General features: G+C 57.0%; 14 protein-coding genes. 4 read left to right on the top strand and 10 right to left on the bottom strand.

Features of this window, described 5'->3' with window-relative positions:
- Positions 1–31: 31 nt before the first annotated feature.
- The 7 genes from murD to mraZ form a co-directional block, all read right to left on the bottom strand.
- Complete coding sequence (gene murD / locus HMJ29_RS13375) at positions 32–1,396, bottom strand: UDP-N-acetylmuramoyl-L-alanine--D-glutamate ligase (RefSeq protein WP_171591968.1); 1,365 nt, start codon at positions 1,394–1,396, stop codon at positions 32–34.
- A gap of 99 nt (positions 1,397–1,495) precedes the next feature.
- A complete protein-coding gene (gene mraY / locus HMJ29_RS13370; protein ID WP_171591967.1) occupies positions 1,496–2,716 on the bottom strand; it encodes a phospho-N-acetylmuramoyl-pentapeptide-transferase in 1,221 nt (406 codons plus the stop codon).
- Positions 2,717–2,841: 125 nt separating this feature from the next.
- Positions 2,842–4,317: a UDP-N-acetylmuramoyl-L-alanyl-D-glutamate--2,6-diaminopimelate ligase gene (locus HMJ29_RS13365; RefSeq protein WP_171591966.1), complete on the bottom strand. Its 1,476-nt coding sequence runs from the start codon at positions 4,315–4,317 to the stop codon at positions 2,842–2,844.
- Between the two features lie 54 nt (positions 4,318–4,371).
- Positions 4,372–6,711: a penicillin-binding protein gene (locus HMJ29_RS13360; RefSeq protein WP_171591965.1), complete on the bottom strand. Its 2,340-nt coding sequence runs from the start codon at positions 6,709–6,711 to the stop codon at positions 4,372–4,374.
- The gene (locus tag HMJ29_RS20355) at positions 6,695–7,438 is read right to left on the bottom strand and encodes an FtsL-like putative cell division protein (protein ID WP_216634054.1); all 744 of its coding nucleotides are present in this window, start codon (positions 7,436–7,438) and stop codon (positions 6,695–6,697) included. The genes HMJ29_RS13360 and HMJ29_RS20355 overlap by 17 nt, the downstream gene beginning before the upstream one ends.
- A 59-nt stretch (positions 7,439–7,497) precedes the next feature.
- Positions 7,498–8,430 (bottom strand): 16S rRNA (cytosine(1402)-N(4))-methyltransferase RsmH, encoded by a 933-nt coding sequence (gene rsmH, locus HMJ29_RS13350; RefSeq protein ID WP_171591964.1) that lies wholly within the window; start codon positions 8,428–8,430, stop codon positions 7,498–7,500.
- Positions 8,427–8,900: a division/cell wall cluster transcriptional repressor MraZ gene (gene mraZ, locus HMJ29_RS13345; protein ID WP_135434042.1), complete on the bottom strand. Its 474-nt coding sequence runs from the start codon at positions 8,898–8,900 to the stop codon at positions 8,427–8,429. Before mraZ ends, rsmH begins: the two co-directional genes overlap by 4 nt.
- 401 nt (positions 8,901–9,301) lie before the next feature.
- Between mraZ and HMJ29_RS13340 the strand changes: the two genes are divergently transcribed.
- The 3 genes from HMJ29_RS13340 to HMJ29_RS13330 all read left to right on the top strand — a co-directional run bounded on the left by HMJ29_RS13340 (position 9,302) and on the right by HMJ29_RS13330 (position 12,646).
- On the top strand, positions 9,302–9,751 hold the full coding sequence (locus HMJ29_RS13340) for a hypothetical protein (protein ID WP_171591963.1): 450 nt from the start codon (positions 9,302–9,304) through the stop codon (positions 9,749–9,751).
- A 101-nt stretch (positions 9,752–9,852) separates the two neighbouring features.
- Positions 9,853–12,141: a TonB-dependent receptor gene (locus HMJ29_RS13335; RefSeq protein WP_171591962.1), complete on the top strand. Its 2,289-nt coding sequence runs from the start codon at positions 9,853–9,855 to the stop codon at positions 12,139–12,141.
- Positions 12,142–12,256: 115 nt separating this feature from the next.
- Entirely contained in the window at positions 12,257–12,646 is a 390-nt protein-coding gene (locus HMJ29_RS13330; protein WP_171591961.1) for a heavy-metal-associated domain-containing protein, read from the top strand.
- Positions 12,647–12,727: 81 nt separating this feature from the next.
- Here HMJ29_RS13330 and HMJ29_RS13325 read toward each other — a convergent pair whose 3' ends face one another.
- On the bottom strand, positions 12,728–13,297 hold the full coding sequence (locus tag HMJ29_RS13325) for a hypothetical protein (protein ID WP_171591960.1): 570 nt from the start codon (positions 13,295–13,297) through the stop codon (positions 12,728–12,730).
- 263 nt (positions 13,298–13,560) lie between these two features.
- Between HMJ29_RS13325 and HMJ29_RS13320 the strand changes: the two genes are divergently transcribed.
- Positions 13,561–14,295: a LytR/AlgR family response regulator transcription factor gene (locus HMJ29_RS13320; protein WP_171591959.1), complete on the top strand. Its 735-nt coding sequence runs from the start codon at positions 13,561–13,563 to the stop codon at positions 14,293–14,295.
- Here the strand turns inward: HMJ29_RS13320 and HMJ29_RS13315 are convergent.
- On the bottom strand, positions 14,279–16,240 hold the full coding sequence (locus tag HMJ29_RS13315; protein ID WP_171591958.1) for a tetratricopeptide repeat protein: 1,962 nt from the start codon (positions 16,238–16,240) through the stop codon (positions 14,279–14,281). The two genes, HMJ29_RS13320 and HMJ29_RS13315, sit on opposite strands and share 17 nt — an antisense overlap.
- A 266-nt stretch (positions 16,241–16,506) precedes the next feature.
- The gene (locus tag HMJ29_RS13310; protein WP_171591957.1) at positions 16,507–17,253 is read right to left on the bottom strand and encodes a fatty acid desaturase; all 747 of its coding nucleotides are present in this window, start codon (positions 17,251–17,253) and stop codon (positions 16,507–16,509) included.
- Between the last annotated feature and the right edge of the window lie 33 nt (positions 17,254–17,286).

Genomic DNA, 17,286 nt, shown 5'->3' with positions numbered 1-17,286 from the left:
TATGAGGTGGAAAGCGAGCTAGCGTAGTGACCTAGGCCTCCATCAGGCTTTCTACTTGTTCAATGAATTGCTGGCCTCGATCTTCGTAGTTACGAAACAGGTCGAAGCTGGCGCAGGCTGGTGAGAGCAGCACCACGTCGCCTTCCGAGGCAAGCTCGGCGGCCCGCCGCACGGCCGCTTCCATGCTCCGGGTTTCCTCCAGGTGGGGCACCACGGCCCCGAAGGCCGCTTTCAACTTCTCGTTATCAACGCCCAGGCAAATCAGCGCCTTTACGCGGGCTTGCACCAGCGGAACCAGAGAGCTGTAGTCGTTGCCTTTATCAGTGCCACCGGCTATCCAGACAATGGGCTGACGAATACCATCGAGGGCAAACCATGCCGCTTCCACGTTCGTGGCTTTGCTGTCATTGACAAAGCGGGCGCCCTTCACCTCTCCCACGGGCTGCAGACGGTGTTCCGCGTTGCGGAACGAAGCCAGCGCAGCCTCAATCTGGGGCTTGCTGATGTCGGCTATCCGGGCCGCCAGTACGGCGGCCATGGTGTTCTGCCGGTTGTGCTGGCCAATGAGCGGAGACGCCGAGGTATCAATTTTCTCCGTTTTGCTGTAGTATCCCGGCAACAGGTCCACGCAGATTTCGTCTTCGGAGGAATAATAGGCCGCCAGCTGATAATCGGGACGGTCATGCAGGCTGAATGGCATTTGTACTACCGTCCGGAAAGCAGCCTGGAAATACCGCTGAATCACCTCATCATCGGCGTTATAGATGAAATACCCCGAGCTGTCCTGATTGCGCATAATGCGCAGCTTAGCCAGCGCATACTTCTCCATGGAGTACCCATACCGGTCAAGGTGGTCGGGGGTGATGTTGAGCAGTATGGAAATCCAGGGGCGGAACTCGTAGGTATCATCCAGCTGAAAGCTGCTTAGCTCTACCACGTAATACTCGTGCTTATCCTCAATTACCTGCTCGGCCAGGCTATAGCCTACATTGCCCGCCAGGCCTACCTTAAAGCCGGCTTCTTTCAGCAAGTGATAGGTAAGCAAGGTAGTAGTGGTTTTGCCGTTGGTGCCGGTAATGCAAATGCATTTGGCTTTAGTATAGCGGCCCGCCAGCTCTATTTCAGAGATAATGGGAATGTTACGCTCCCGCAGGGCCTGTATAACTTCTGTCTTCTCCGGAATGCCGGGGCTCTTTACTACCTCATCGGCCAGCAACAGCTCATCTATGCTGTGCTTGTTTTCCTCAAAGCGAATTCCGGCCGCCGTGAGCTTATCCTTGTAAATCTGCTGGATGGGTCCCCGATCCGACACGAACACGGTGTACCCCTTGGCCCGGGCCAGCAGTGCGGCCCCTACTCCACTCTCAGCAGCTCCTAGTATTACAATTTTAGCCATGGGAAGTAAACGCTTAGAACTTAGAGGTAATAGGTGCAAGTGGTCTGTGGAGAAAGCAGAGTCTAAGTTCTACGCTCTACCTTTTCACATTTGAACACGCTAGCGGAGTTTCAGGGTAACCAGCGTGAGGACCGCCAGCATAATGCCCACAATCCAGAAGCGCGACACGATTTTGGACTCGTGGTAGCCGAGTTTCTGATAGTGGTGGTGCAGGGGCGACATGCGCAGGAGGCGGCGACCTTCGCCGTACTTGCGCTTCGTGTATTTGAAGTAGCTGACCTGTACCATTACAGAGAGGTTCTCTACCAGAAACACCCCGCACAGTACCGGAATCAGCAGCTCTTTGCGCACGATAATGGCCAGCACGGCAATGATGCCGCCAATAGCCAACGAGCCCGTGTCGCCCATGAATACCTGCGCCGGATACGAGTTATACCACAAGAACCCTACGCAGGCCCCCACGAAAGCGGTACAGAAAATTACCAGCTCACCCGAGTTCGGAATGAACATTACGTCTAGGTAGTCGGCCAGGAGCGCATTACCACTCACGAAGCAGAAGATTGCCAGCGTGATGCCGATAATAGCCGAGGTACCAGCCGCTAGGCCATCTAGGCCATCCGTAATGTTAGCACCATTGCTAACGGCCGTGATAATCAGGATGACAATAGGAATGTAGAAGAAGGCGTAGTACTCGTTGAAGAAGTCACCGGCGGTAGCGAACAGGTCGCCGTAGTTCAGCTCGTTGTTTTTCAGGAAGGGCACCGTGGTAATCATCAGCTTCACATCCTGATACACGCCGCTGGCATCAACCGCCGAGAAAGAGCCGTTGGCTAGGGCGTACTGGCGCACCGTCACGTCATTTGAGAAAAACAGCACCCAGCCCACCGTAATGCCTAGGCCTACCTGGCCTAGCACCTTAAACCGGCCGGCCAAGCCCTCTTTATCCTTCTTAACTACTTTGATGTAGTCGTCAACGAAGCCGATGATACCCAGCCACACGGTGCTCAGCAGCATCAGCACGATATAAATGTTATCGAGCTTAGCGAACAGCAGTACGGGCACCAGAATGGCCAGCAGAATAATCAGGCCGCCCATGGTGGGGGTACCCTTCTTCTCCATCTGCCCCTGCAAGCCCAAGTCGCGCACCGTTTCCCCAATTTGCAGCATTTGCAGCTTCCGGATCAGGGGCTTACCAAAGAATTGCGCAATAATGAGCGAGGTTACAACGGCCAGCGCCGCCCGAAACGAAATGTATTGGAATACACCCGCGCCCGGCAGGTGATGAACTTTGTAGAGGTAATTAAAGAAGTAATAGAGCATGGGCGCGATGGTGAGCAGGTAGGAGTCAGGAGTATTCCAAGCTGCAAAGGTTCGGGTTTTTAGCTTGAGGTCAAATGTTGCGTTTTCGCAGATTTTAGGCTATTCAGTGGTAAATGATGTTACTATCACTTACCCAGCAGGTTGAACATCTCTATCAGCACTTGTTTGTCGTCAAAATCAGACCGGACGCCCTTAATTTCCTGGTAGGCCTCGTGGCCTTTGCCGGCCACCAGCACAATGTCGCCGGGCTGGGCCAGCGCTACTGCGGTTTTAATGGCTTCGCGGCGGTCCGGAATGGTAAGCACCTTCCCTTGATCGGCGGCGGGCACCCCGGTCTGCATCTGCTGCAGAATATCGTTGGGGTCCTCGAAGCGAGGGTTATCGGAGGTTAACACCGCCCGGTTGGAAAGCTGGCTGGCCAGGCGCGCCATAATGGGGCGCTTGGCGCCGTCGCGGTTGCCGCCGCAGCCTACTACCGTAATTACCTGCTGGCTGGGCTGGCGAATTTCGGCAATGGTTTGCAGCACGTTTTCCAGCGCATCGGGCGTGTGGGCGTAGTCTATAATGCCAGTGATGCGGGTTTTCTCGGCCAGCACCGGCTCAAAGCGACCGGGTGCGGAGGTCAGGCCCGATAGTACCGTTAGTACTTCCGTGGGCTCCTCTCCTAGCAGCACAGCAGCGCCGTAAATAGCCAGCAGGTTGTAGGCGTTAAACACGCCAATGAGCCGAAATTGCGCTTCCCGGCCATCTACCTCCAGGTGCAAACCATGCACGGCATTTTCAATCAGCTTGCCCCGGAACGTAGCCGGCCCACGCATGGAGTACGATTCCCGGCGGCCCACCACGTTCTGCAGCATCACGGGGCCCCGCTTGTCGTCGGCGTTGGTGAGGGCGAAGGCCGACTTCGGCAGCATATCGAAGAAGCCCTTTTTCGCCTTTAGGTAGGCGTCGAAGGTGCCATGGTAGTCGAGGTGGTCGTGGGTGAGGTTGGTGAAAATGCCCCCCGCGAACTGCAGGCCAGTCACGCGGTGCTGCACTACGGCGTGGGAGCTTACCTCCATGAACACGTGCGTGCAACTAGCCTGCACCATGCGCGCCAGCAACTCGTTCAACCGAATGGCGTCGGGCGTAGTGTGGGTGGCCGGAATTACTTGCTCATCAATCTGATTCTGCACCGTGCTCAGCAGGCCGCAGTGGTAGCCCAACTCCCGGAATAGCTTGTGCAGCATGGTGGCACAGGTAGTCTTCCCATTCGTACCCGTAATGCCCACTAGCTGCAGCTTCCGGGAGGGGTGGCCATAGAACTCAGCGGCCATGTAGGCCATAGCCTCGGCGCTATCCTTTACCTGTACGTAAGCGGTGGCTGGGTTGAGGTCAGTGGGTAAGTCTTCGCACACAACAGCTGCGGCGCCCAGTTCCACGGCCTTCGGAATAAACTGGTGGCCATCGTTAGCGGTGCCGCGCAGGGCAAAGAACACCACTCCCGGCCCGGCCTGGCGCGAATCCAGCGTTAGGCCAGTCACCGGTACAGTGGTGGGACCTGACTGCGCCGTTACGCGGACAGCCGTGAGAAGAGAAGCAAGGGAAGTAGACTGATTCAAAGCGTAATACGGAGAGCTTGCGCGGCACGCGCAGGTGTAACATGTGGCCTGGAGCTAGGCCCGAGGCTTGGACTTGGGTTTGGCCACCGCCGCAGCTTTACCAGGAGCCGAGACTTTAGGCCTGGCAGCCGGAGCAACGGGTTTGGGCACTACCGTAGGCTCGTCATTGAGAGTAGCTGCCTCAGCCCTTACTCTGCGGCCTTCAGCCAGGGTGGTCATACCCTGCGTTGGTGGTGGCATGGCCGGTACGGGCACCATGGGGCGTCCACCAATTGGCTCCATCTGCAGCACTACCAGAGCACCGCGCTGGGCAGGGCTACCGGCAGCTATCGACTGCGCTTTCACGCGGCCCGAACCCAGAGTCCGGACGTGTAGGCCACGGTTCTCCAGCAGGAATAGGGCATCGCGCAGGGTCATGCCCGTTACATTGGGCACGCGGCCGGGGCGCACAGCCATAGGTTTCAGGCTAAGCTTACCAGCGTTAGAGTCGGCTTGGGTGCGCACCCAGTCGTCGGCGTTGGTAGCCCCCTCGTGGGTCACGCCCAACTGGCCAAATACCATGGTGAGTTCATCCTGCATACCTACCTGCACGAAGGGCACCCGAGCTTTGGTAGTAGATGGCGCCCGGGCCAGCAGGGGGCGCAGGCTAGCTGCGTCGCGGGCCATGGCTTTGTCGGCTACCTCGCGGAAAACCGGCGCTGCCACTTCAGCCCCCGACCATCCGCGACGCTTAGGCGAGTCAACCACTACAATGCAGCTGTACTTGGGCTGGTCGGCGGGGAAGTAGCCGCAGAAGCTAGTGGAGTACATGCGGGTGTAGGCGCCGTTCTTAAACTTCCAGGCGGTGCCGGTTTTGCCGGCAATGCCGTAGTCGTTGGTCCGGATGCCGCGGGCGGTGCCTTCGTTTACTACGCCCTCCATCATGGCCTGCACTTTCTCCAGGGTTTCGTCGGAGCAGATCTTGGGGTTCAGCACTACGGGCTCAAAACGCTCTACTACATTATCAGCCTGCTTAACCTCTTTCACAATCATGGGCTGCACCTTCACGCCGCCGTTGGCTACGGCGTTGTAGAAAGCCAGGGTTTGCAGGGGCGCCAGCTTCAGCTCATAGCCAATGCACATAGTGGTGAGCGAAGTACGGCTCCAGCTCCGGTCATGGGGGTCCTTCACATAGGGCCGGGCCTCGCCGGCCATCTGAAATCCCAGGGGCTTATCGAGGCCGAAGCGCTTGAGGTAGTCGGTGTATTTGTCGGGGTTTTTGCTGAACTGCCGGTCCACGAGCACGGCCACGCCAATGTTAGACGACTTCTCAAACACCTGCTTAATGGTAATCCAGCCGTTGGCGTGGGTATCCGTCTTCACGGCCCCGCCGATGCGCATGGCACCGGTTTTGCCGGTGTTCACGGAGTCTTCCAGGGTCAGGTCGGGGTTCTCCTCCAGCACGGCCATCAGGGAGGCCAGCTTAAACGTGGAGCCTGGCTCAGTACGGCCCTGGTCGGCAATGGCGTAGTTGTAGTCTTCACGGTACACGCCGTCGGCGGCACGGCCCAGGTTAGCTACGGCCTTAATTTCGCCGGTTTTCACCTCCATCAGTATCACGGTGCCATACTGGGCATCGTTATCTACCAGCGCCTTATACAGAGCATTCTCAGCTACGTCCTGGAGGTTGATGTCGAGGGTGGTTTTGATGTCGTAGCCCGGTTGTGGCTTTACTTCCGTACCGTCGTAGATGGGCTTATTACCGCCGGGCAGGCGCTCAAACAACGCTTCCCCGTCTTTGCCAGCCAGGTGGCGGTTGAAGGTAAATTCCAGGCCCGCGCCATTTTTGTCTTCGTTCACGAAGCCAATGGTGCGTTGCGCCAGGCCTCCAAAGGGCCGAAAGCGCTTATCCACTTTCTCGAAGATGACGCCGCCCTTGTTTTTGCCCTCCCGAAAAATAGGCCACTGCGCCAGCTCCTTTTTCTCCTGGAAGTTGATCTGCCGGGAATTCAGGCGGATATACCGCACATGCGCCTTGGGGTTCTTGGCATTTTTGAGCTTGCGTAGATATTCCTGCGGGCTTCGGTCGCCGAAGAATTTCGACAGCAGCAGCGCCAAGGAATCAGCCTTAGCGTCAAACGTAGCCTTTTCTACCACTGAGGGGTCCCAGGCCACCCGGTAGAAGGGCAGCGAGGTAGCCATGATGCTGCGCCCATCGGAAGCGAAGATGTTGCCTCGCGTGGCAAAAACCGGCTGGTACACAATGCGGCGCTCCTGCTCCAGGGCTTTCCAGCGGGCACCTTCCTTGAACTGGATCTGCGAAACCTTCCAGACGATGGCGCAGGAGAACAGGCAGACGCCCAAAAACGCCAGCCGGATGCGGGTTACAATACTTTTTTTAACGTTTCCTTTCATTGCGGCGGGGGGCTGAACGATTGGAAGATGATTCAGTGGTAGGTACGGGGTTGCCGTTTACGTCTAGGCCTATGGGCATGGGCGGTGCGGCTTCCGCCACGGAGTCGTCGGCGGTAAGCGTAAGGGCAGCCGCCCGGCGGATAGAGTCGGCTTTGGCGCGGGCCGACATGGCCGACACAGAATCGGCGGTCAGTAGCGGCACCTCATCGAGCTTAGCCTCATCAAGGCGGCCGGCGGGTACAGTAATCCGGAACGGCGGCGAGGAGCTTTCTACCAGGCCGTAGGCCGCTACTTTACGGGCTACCTCGCTCTGCTTGCTGGCTTCCATGTAGTCAGATGACAACGTGGTGTAGTCGGCGCGCAGGTCCTCGGTTTCCAGCTTCAGCTTCTGAATGCTGCGGTTCATGCGGGTAGCGTAGTGCGTGTTACCGATGTACACCAGTGTCAGGAACATGATAAACAGCAGGTGGGGAAGGTAGCGCACTGGCAGGCCCTCCTGGAAGAAAACATCTACGCGGGTTATGCGCTCCAGCAACGTAAATACACTCCAGGTACTGCGTGACCGGGCAGGCTGCGCGGCGCTAGGTTTGGGGGCCCGGGCAGTGGGCCGGGGTGCAGGCGCCGGTTCGGGCGTGTGCACCGGCTCGGGCGCCACCGTTTCCACCACCTGGCGGGGAGCATTGGTGCGCGGCTGGTTAGCGACGGGTTTGAGTGTATTAGTTGCCACTGGTGTGTTCTTTAGAAGGTTCCTGCGGAGGAGGCTGAATGGGTAGCGGAGAACCGGTACTACTCCTTCTTTACCGCCACCCGAAGCTTGGCGCTGCGGGCCCGGGGGTTGAGGGCTACCTCTTCCGCTGAGGCTTCCACGGGTTTTCGGGTGAGTACCTCGAAGGGCGTGTTGGTGTGGCCAAACAGGTTTTTCTCGGCTTCACCAAAGAATTTCCCCTTGGCCATAAAGTTCTTAACCAGCCGGTCTTCCAGGGAGTGGTAGCTCATTACCACCAGCCGGCCGCCGGGGCGCAATACTTGGGCCGTTTGCATGAGCATTTCCTGCAAAGCGGCCATTTCATCGTTGGCCTCAATGCGCAAGGCCTGAAATACCTGGGCTAGGTACTTATTTTCCTTGCCGCGCGGGGTGCAGGTGCTAATAGCCTTTTTGAGGGCTGCAATGGTGGTAATACTCTGCCCACGGCGGGCGGCTACTACGGTAGCGGCCAAGGTGCGGGCATTGGTTACCTCTCCGTACATCCCGAAGATACGGTGTAGCTCCGCCTCAGAGTAGTCGGCAATGATATCGGCGGCGGTGGTGCCATCTTCGGCATTCATGCGCATATCCAGCGGCCCATCAAAGCGGGTGCTGAAGCCGCGCTCCGGCGTGTCAAACTGATGCGACGACACGCCCAGATCAGCCAGCAGGCCGTCCACGGGCAGGGCGTCGTGGCGCTTTAGCTCGGTGTACAAGTCGCGGAAGTTGCTGCGGATAAAGGTGAACTGCGGGCGCGCCAGGTTGCTGGCTTCCCGCTCGGCGTCGGCATCCTGATCGAAGCTGTAGAGGTGCCCGGTGGTCAGGTGCTCCAGAATGCGGGCCGAATGGCCACCGCCACCGAAGGTTACGTCTACGTAGCGGCCGCCGGGCTGCAGGTCGAGGGCTTCGAGACACTCGCGCAGCATCACGGGGCGGTGGTAGGCAGTATCGTTTAGGTAGTCGTTCACGCTCATGCGGCCAGGGGGCCGCCGGGGCCAGGTTCAGTGGTGAGAAATTTCTGGGCGAGCTTGGAGAAGCTTTGTTGATCTTTGATCAGGAACTCATCATAGCGCTCAGGATCCCAGATCTCGCACCGGTTACCCAAACCCACAATGATGGCCTCCTTTTCAATGCCCGAGTAGCGCAGCATGGTGCGTGGCAGCATAAAACGCCCGATGTTGTCGAGCTCTACTTCTGTCATGCCCCGGAAGAAGTTGCGCTGAAACTGCCGGTACTCCTCATTGAACTCATCCAGTGCCATCACTTTCTCATGGATCACGCGCCAAGCGGCTCGCGGGTACAACACGAGACAGGGTTCAAAGCCCCGTACCAGCACCAGTTGGTTTCCGGAAGCCTCGGGCAGGTTCGCCTTCACTTTGGCAGGGAGTACCAGCCGCCCTTTGGGGTCGAGCTTGCACTCATATTCGCCGGAGAGAAGGTTCATAGCTGCGCAAAAGGCGTGGGAACGGGATATAGCAAAAGTACGCAATGCCCTAGAAAAGGCAACCACGATTTACCATTTTCTACCACCATTCCAATACGCTGTTTCGTGCAGCTGGATGCAGTTTTTCTTCCTTTTTCTCTTGCTCAGTGGTAAGAAGTGGTAGAAGCAAGGGTGAGCTTTGACAGAATGTCAGTACTCTCGCACCCTGGCTTTTACTTCGCTACTTTACCTAATAAACACATCAAAATTGGCCCCTAATAACGCGTGAGTGGCGAAGCCCCGCAGGAGTTTGGCAAGCCTGTGCGCTAACCGCTGGCTCAACGGTACGGACAGGAATTTCGCACCTTCCGGGCCACATCCTGCACCCTTCGTTTTGCGGCATTCGTTGTATCTTTGCAGCAATGAAACGTCCACTCACACATCGGCTCTTCAGTGCCTGGCTGGCCCTGCTCGTGCTCACCGCTTCGGTGGGCCTGACGGTGCAGCAGCATACCTGCCGGGTGAGTGGCACGCATACGGCGGCCGTAATTTTTTCGCCTGCGCACCATGGCTGCCCGCCTCCCGCCACTGAGCAAACTGGCTCGCACGCTACGCACAAAGCTCAGGTGAAAAATAGCTGCTGTGAGTTTGGGGCGCATTTTCACAAGCTGGATTCCCCTTCACCAGAGCTGACCTGGGTTAAGACTCTGGTGCCAGCGGTATTGCCAACTTGGCTAGCTGCGGCAGAGTGGCCTAGTGCGCCAGTTGCTCCATTGCTCACAGGTGCTGCCCGCTGGCACGCCGGTGACGCTTCGCCCCCACTTCGCGCGGGGCGTGTGCTGCTTACGTTCGTCTGCACTCTTATCGTCTAGGCCACCTTTCCACTGGCTACTCTATAGTGTAGAGTGGCCCGGAGCTGGCTAACCTTTGCTGTTGGCTCCTTTTTTGGAAAGATAGCCTAACCCCCGACGATATGTATCCTTTTTCCGGGCTCCGGCAGCTGGCGCTGGCTAGTTTCCTGCTCTACGCTGCTACAGCGTCAGCCCAAACCACTGACCCCTCCGTGGCCCCCGTACGCGGACAGGTGCTTGATGCCAACTCCAATGCTCCTCTTCCGGGCGCTGTAGTGCGCTGGCTCGGAGCAGCCACCGAGGCTACTACCACCGACGACAAGGGCACTTTCTCCTTGGTGCGTCCTGCTCGCCCTACTACCCAGCTTATCATCAGCTTCCTGGGCTACAGCCCCGACACCGTGCAGGTGAGCGGCAACAGCTACTTGCGCCTGCCTCTGCGCCGTGCGGCGGAACTGGGTGAGGTGAAAGTGGAAGGGCGTGCCCCCTCCTACTCCGGCCTCACGCCTACCAATACCCAGGTTATTACCAGCCGCGACCTAACCAAATCGGCGTGCTGTAACCTGGCCGAGAGCTTTGAAACCAACGCATCCGTAGAGGTATCTACCACCGATGCCGTGTCGGGGGCGAAGCAGATTCAGCTGCTAGGCTTGGATGGAGCTTACTCCTTGCTGACTATTGACAACCTGCCGGCGCTGCGCGGGCTGGCTACCCCCTACCGCCTGGGCTACCTGGCAGGCCCCTGGATCGAGAGCATCGATATCATCAAGGGAATGGGCTCAGTGGTAAATGGCTACGAGAGCATTTCGGGTCAGGTGAACATCCGTTTGAAAGAGCCTGATACGGCGGAGCGCTTGCTGTTCAACGCCTACGGCAACGACCTCGGCAAATTCGACCTGAACCTGAACCTGGCCACGCCCATCAGCGAGAAGGTGAGTACGGCACTGCTCCTGCACTCTGACCACTTGGGCAACCGCGTAGACCGGAACAAAGACGGTTTCCTCGACCTGCCGCTGGCCACGCAGTACAACGTGTTCAACAAGTGGAAGTATAAGTCGGGCACGGGCCTGGTGACGGAGATAGGCCTGGGAGCACTGCGCGAAACGCGCCAGGGCGGGCAAGTGGCCTACCGCGAGGAAAACCCCGGCGGCTATTACGGCACCACCCAAAACACCGACCGCTACAACGGTTACGCCAAAACCAGCTATACCTGGCCCGGCCGCCCCTACCAAAGCCTGGGGCTGCTGCTGACCGGTACCAGCCACGACTTTAACTCTACCTATGGGCTGCGCACCTACAACGGTAATCAGCAGACTGGCCTAGCAACCTTGCTTTTCCAGAGCGTAATTGGCACCACGGCCCACACCTACCGGACTGGCCTAAGCTACCTGCACGACGACTACCGCGAAGTGTACAAAACGGGCTTCAGCTACCCCACTGAAACAGCCGCGCAGCGCTATGCCCGTGAGCACCGCAACCGCCTGGAGCGGGTGCCGGGTGCTTTTGCGGAGTACACCTACCAGAATGCCCGCAACCTCACAGTAGTAACTGGCCTACGCCTCGACCGACACAACCTCTACGGCTGGTTCCTGACCCCACGTCTCAATGTGAAGTATGATGTGGCCAAGAACACTGTGCTGCGCGTAGCCGCCGGCCGGGGCTTCCGGACGGCTAACCCCATTGCCGAGAATAGCGGGATGCTGGTTAGCTCGCGAGAGTTCGTGATTGCGCCCAACCTGCAGCCTGAAAAGGCCTGGAACATGGGTGGCAGCTTTACGCAGTACTTCAACGCTTTCGGGCACCCGGCTACCTTCATTGCCGACTATTACCACACCGAGTTCCAGAACCAAGTGGTAGCCGACCCTTACACGCTGGCAGACCGGCTCATCATCAGCAATCTGGCACCTGGTGGCCGCTCTTTCTCGCGCAGCTTCCAGGCGGAGGTGCAGGTAGAGCCCGTAAAAGGTCTGCAGGCAAAAGCCGCTTATAAGTACCTCGATGTACGGACTACTTATAATGGAGACCTGCTACCCAAGCCGCTCACGCCGAAAAACCGCTTGTTCCTGAATGTGGCCTACGCCACGGCCTTTGATAAGTGGCGGGCCGACTTCACGGTGCAAGGCTTCGGGCAGCGCCCCCTGGCTCACTCCCCCGGCGAGAGCCATCAGCATGGCACCACCACGGAGCCGTTGCCAGTAGCGCCGCGCTACGCCCTACTGAATACCCAGCTGACGCGCGCATTCAAACGCTGGGACCTGTACGCCGGGGTAGAAAATCTGACCAATTACCGGCAGCCCAACCCCATTGCAGGCGCCTACGCCCCCTTCGGCCCCGACTTTGATGCCGCCATGGTGTGGGGCCCAACTTACGGCCGCCTTACGTACCTGGGCGTCCGCTTTAAGCTTGATTAGTCAGCTGTAGTGCCAGCTGCTATAAATGGCACAGTTTTTCTGTTTACCGAACTAGGCCTAGGCCACTCGTGTTTTACCTACTCAAGGGTTTCGGCCCATTTACTTCCTTCCAGATATGAAACTCCTTTCATCCTTAGTAGCCTCCCTTTTCCTGCTGGTTTCTTCGCAGAGCGCTTTCGCTCAGCAGTCTACTCCTAAACTTAAAGGGGGCGCCACCACTGAGCAGGTGCAGTTTAAGACCTCCGCCGTGTGCGATATGTGCAAGGCCCGCCTGGAGAAAAGCATGGCCTACGAGAAGGGCGTGCAAGCAGCTAACCTCGATGTGCCTTCTAAGGTGTTAACTGTTACGTACCGCCCCGAGAAAACTACCCCCGCAGCTTTGCGCACCGCCGTGCAGCGTACCGGCTACGATGCCGACGAGCTAACCGCTGACACTCGGGCTTACAATAAGCTGCCCGACTGCTGCAAGAAGACCAATAGCGTACATACTGACAGCAAGCACTAGTTTCGCTGCTCTCTTACCAGAAAGCCCCACGGCAGTTCATTTGCCGTGGGGCTTTCTGTTGATTAACAAGTTGCGCCGAAATCAGGCCGAAGCGCCGGCGGCTAGCTGTACCTCAAAGGAAAGAACTACGCTGAAATTGAGAGGGCGCGTGAGGCGGCGGCGGTTGGTGCCCGATACTTCCAACGTGAAGGTATCGGCGCGCAGAAATTCCAACAAATTAAGTTGGCCTTGCTTCTCCATTTCTACGTGCGTAGGAAATACCATCCGGGGCGTGAAGGAGGCAATGAGGACTTTGCGATTATTGGCCATGAGAAAGCAGCTGCCGCTTTCCAGCGCGCCCAGAGTGGGCGTGCCCCGGCCAATGGCCTGCCCCGGCTCAGGGGTCCAGGTTAGGTGGGCATCACGCAGCCGCACTGCCGTAACATTAGCGCGGGTAATAGAGGCCAGACATGGCAACGAGCTGGAAATAGTAGCTTCACTTAAAAAAATCAGATCCATCCCCGGATCAATGCGCAAGTTGATGGCGCGGGTACTCACTCCAAACGCTGATTTGAGGGAGCGGCGCAAACCTTCATGATTGGCAATAGTTAACTCGACTCCCAGAACTACGGGAGACCCGGCAGGTGGCGAAGCAACAATTGTTCGGTTCATAGCCAAAAAGTTTGCCGGTAGGTGCCAGCACGGGGAACAACAGCACAGAGCAACAGAGCTCCTTCCTAAGTGAATACTCAACTGATAGAATATTACATAACTTATCAAAGTATTCTATACCAAGATATTAAAGTATAGCGAGCCAGCTTATAAGTCGACTAATCGGGTTTATTAGCAGTCTAACATTGTTTTCTCATTATAAATTATAGGAGATTTCAGGTTAATATTTTTATATTGACCATTACCATCCAGCTCCTGTTTGTATGAAGATTACGTGTGTGCTTCTTGATGATGACCCTCTGGTATTGGATTTGCTCCAAGCCTACGTGGCCATGACGGACATCCTAGATGTAAAGGCAACGTTCACTGACCCATTAGACGCGCATCGTTACCTGATGACTAATCAGGTACAGGTGTTATTCTCCGATGTGACCATGCCGCACCTAAGCGGCATTGACCTAGTACGCTCCTTAAAGCAGCCCCCGCTGGTGGTTCTGATGACGGCTTACCCCCAGTACGCCATGGAAGGCTTTAACTTGGATGTTATTGATTTTCTGCTCAAGCCTATTTCCCTTGACCGGTTTCTGAAAGCCGTTAACAAAGTGGCCAGCATCCTGCGCGCAAACTCCACCGACCAGGAAATGCAGACTGATATTATGACTGGCCTAGGCTCGTTTTTTATTCGCACCGACGCGCAGTTTGTGCGGCTGCACTACCGGGAGATACTCTACATAGAAGCCCTGAAGGATTTCACCAAGATCAATACTGCCGACGGGCGCACGCACGTAACACTGGTAAATCTTAAGAACTTAGAGGAACAGCTCCCGCCCGGCCTTTTCGTTCGCACGCATCGTTCCTATTTGGTTAACGCAGCGCACATTGAAACGGTGAGCAACCTTGAAGTGAAAGTGGGCGGCCATGCGCTGCCTCTAGGCCAGACTTACCGCGAACGGGTAACGGAGCGCATAGTAAACCGCTCACTTATCCGGCGACACTAGCTGGAGCGGGTGGGGCATCGGCATCATCCTGTGGCAGCACTCGCATTGAGAGCTTAGGAGTTTTAGACTCTGCCGCTGGCAACGTAAAGCGAAAAGTAGTGCCTTTACCTACGGTGCTCTCAAAGGAAAGCTCCCCATTATTCAGCTCCAGAAATTCTTTGCACAGGCGTAGGCCTAGGCCTACGCCCTTCTCATGGTCGGTGCCAGGCGTAGAGTAGCTTTCCGTTTGCTCCAGAATTTTGTGCTGGCCAGCGGGCGAAATGCCCACGCCCGTATCCCGCACTGAAACTTCCCAGGAAGTAGCTAACCGCCGCGCCGAGACCGTGATACACCCTCCGGCAGAAGTGAACTTCAAGGCGTTGCCCAGCAAATTGCGCAAAATAAGCCGCGTCATGTTCAGGTCAGCTCTGGCGCTACAGGGCTCCAGTATCTCGCTCAAAAGTTGCACCTCTTTGCGCTCGGCTTCGTCAGCTATTTGGCTGAAAACCTCCTCAATGAGGATGTCAAGGCGCAGCCGCTCGGGTTTGGTGCCACTGTCACCCTGCATCTGCGACGCTGACCAGTTCAGCAGGTTGTCAAGTAGGCGCGATGTGCTATCGAGGGTTTGCGACAGCCGTGCGGTATGCGCTGCCAGACGGGCTGGCGGCAATGCCCCTAAACTGATTAACGACAGCAGCGAGTACAAAGAGCTCAGTGGACTGCGCAAGTCATGAGAGATAACTGAGAACAGAGTGTTTTTGGTTTGGTTCAGCCGATCTAACTTCTCCTTTTGCTGGCTAATAGCCGCATTTTTTTGCGTGAGAATCTGGTTGATATTCTCCTGCTGCTTGCGCCCCCGATACAAGGCGGCTACCGTTATTAATAAAAGGACTGCTCCGGCCGCCAGCAGATTACCTAGCAGCTTCTGCCGGCGCAAGTTGGCCTGCTGCAACTGCTGGTCTTTAGTCAGCAGTTGAATTTCGCGCTCCTTCTTCTCCGATTCATACCGTAGCCGAAGCTCAGCAATTTGATTTTCGCGCTGCTCTGCCAAAGCACTATCCTGGAGTGCTACATACCGCCGTAAGGCCCGCAGAGCCGCGCTAGGTTGCCGGTTGCGTTGGTACAGGTCAGCGAGGGAGAAGTATATACCGCTGAGTAGTATACTGGAGCCTGTTTGCTGGGCGGCTACCAATGCCTGATGAAGCGCAGCCTGCGCCGGCCGGTGTTGCCCAAGCGAATCTTGCATGGCAGCCAGCACCCAAAGCGTGTTGGCCCGCACGGTAGGCGAGGCCGCCCGGGGCAGGTTTTCCAGCGCGCGAGTGTAGAATACCGCGGCTGTTTCAAAGTTGCCAAAGTCCTGGTATATCTGCCCAATGCTTCTGAGCGCCTCCCCCACCCGCACGCTGTCGTGGAGCTGAAGGGCAATAGCCTGGCTTTGCTGCAAATAATATAGGGCACGGCTGTATTGCCGTTGGTGCTGGTGGGCCATGCCAATGTGGTGGAAGGCCTCCGCAATCTTGGCAGAATCGTGGGCAGCGCGCCATACTTCTAGGGCCTGCTCCTGACTGCCCTGGGCGCGGCGCCATTTGTTTTCACTCCCATACAGCTCGCCTAGCTGCTGGTAAACCTCGCCCTTACCAAGCAGGTTGTGCTGGTGCTGGTACATAGCCAATGCACGCTGATAAACCTGCCGGGCATTGCCGGTGTCGCCTTGGTAGTAGAGGGCCTTTCCCAGCAGAGGCAGTGCGGAGGCTTGCCAGCGAGTGTTTTTAGAGGACAGCTGCAGTGCTCGCCGAAAGTGATACACGGCAGAACCATAGCGCCGCAGGCGTTGGCTGGCCTGCCCCGCCACCACGTGCGCCTGCATCCACTGCACAGTATCCAGTTGCTGGCGTGCCTGTAAAATTTGCTGGGTTGCCTGCCGCAATAGAGCCAGCTGGTAGGTGCGCCTGTATTCCGGCAACACACGTGCAGTGGCTCCCTGAGCAGCTGCGAACTGAACTGCTCCTAATAGGAACAAGGCTACTATTCCCCCCCATTGCAGGAGCTGGAGCATCCGGCGTAAAATAAGGCGGACATCAGGAGGCATGGGGAGGCAATAGGGCACTGCAGCAACCGCTTTAAAATGCTAAAGCCGCCATTGCTGCAGTGCCCAATATACAAACATCCGGGTAGTAGCCTCCTATATTGGGCGCCGCTCCTAACAAACTATTTTTCTACCTGTTAAGGCGGCTACTTAGCCTGCCAAAGGCGCCACCAGGGCAGGTAAGGCTGGTCGTGGTGCTCGTAATGATAACCGAAAAAGTAGCAACTGATAAAGGCCCAGGCATGATGCCGGAACTGGCTACCTGATTTGTGAGGATTATCAGGGGCATGCTCGCCACGGTGGGGCAGATAGGTGCCAAAGTAGAAGAGCTGCAGCGTAGCTAACACGGCCGGAATCATCCAAAACGCAATGATATTCTCCATCGGGAATACCAGCTTGAGCAGGTTGTAGGTTAGGGCCATGAGCGCTACCTGCCACCACGTTACGTAGTTCCAGGCAAAGCGCGCAAACCAAAACAAAAACCCAGGGTGCTTGCCATCATGAAAATCGGGGTCGTCCTCGGTGGCTACGTGGCGGTGGTGCGCATGATGCTTAGGCAGCATCCGCGGAAACCAGTTGAAGGCAAACAGCAGGGCCGTTACTAGGCCCAGGCCATTATTAAGGCGCTTGTTGGGGCTTACCACACCGTGCATGGCATCGTGGGCAGTAATAAACAGGCCGGTATATAAGTGCGTCTGCAGCAGGGCCAGCAGGTAGGGCCACGGCGTATGCCAACTGGGCTGGTAGTAGGCCAGCAGAAACGTAAGCAGTCCCGCCCAGGCCCCGATAATCAAGAGTGCCGCCACCACTCCCTTGTAGGCCAGGGGCGCAGGCTTCACCCGCCGGGTAGAGTAGCTGGGCTGCAGACGTGCACTGGGATGTACTGATGCCATGGACTCAATTATAACCTACTGAACTGCGTGTTT

Origin of the sequence: Hymenobacter taeanensis (assembly GCF_013137895.1) — a bacterium.
Lineage (GTDB): Bacteria > Bacteroidota > Bacteroidia > Cytophagales > Hymenobacteraceae > Hymenobacter > Hymenobacter taeanensis.
Note: the sequence above shows the minus strand (reverse complement) of the source record. Positions and strands in the feature narration are given on the sequence as shown.

Bases quoted from the DNA above. Each gene is read 5' to 3' on its own strand.
- HMJ29_RS13335 (WP_171591962.1), top strand. From the start codon at position 9,853: ATGTATCCTTTTTCCGGGCTCCGGCAGCTGGCGCTGGCTAGTTTCCTG.
- HMJ29_RS13310 (WP_171591957.1), bottom strand. From the start codon at position 17,253: ATGGCATCAGTACATCCCAGTGCACGTCTGCAGCCCAGCTACTCTACC.
- rsmH (WP_171591964.1), bottom strand. From the start codon at position 8,430: ATGAGCGTGAACGACTACCTAAACGATACTGCCTACCACCGCCCCGTG.
- mraZ (WP_135434042.1), bottom strand. From the start codon at position 8,900: ATGAACCTTCTCTCCGGCGAATATGAGTGCAAGCTCGACCCCAAAGGG.
- HMJ29_RS13325 (WP_171591960.1), bottom strand. From the start codon at position 13,297: ATGAACCGAACAATTGTTGCTTCGCCACCTGCCGGGTCTCCCGTAGTT.
- HMJ29_RS13320 (WP_171591959.1), top strand. From the start codon at position 13,561: ATGAAGATTACGTGTGTGCTTCTTGATGATGACCCTCTGGTATTGGAT.
- HMJ29_RS13330 (WP_171591961.1), top strand. From the start codon at position 12,257: ATGAAACTCCTTTCATCCTTAGTAGCCTCCCTTTTCCTGCTGGTTTCT.
- HMJ29_RS13340 (WP_171591963.1), top strand. From the start codon at position 9,302: ATGAAACGTCCACTCACACATCGGCTCTTCAGTGCCTGGCTGGCCCTG.
- mraY (WP_171591967.1), bottom strand. From the start codon at position 2,716: ATGCTCTATTACTTCTTTAATTACCTCTACAAAGTTCATCACCTGCCG.
- murD (WP_171591968.1), bottom strand. From the start codon at position 1,396: ATGGCTAAAATTGTAATACTAGGAGCTGCTGAGAGTGGAGTAGGGGCC.
- HMJ29_RS13360 (WP_171591965.1), bottom strand. From the start codon at position 6,711: ATGAAAGGAAACGTTAAAAAAAGTATTGTAACCCGCATCCGGCTGGCG.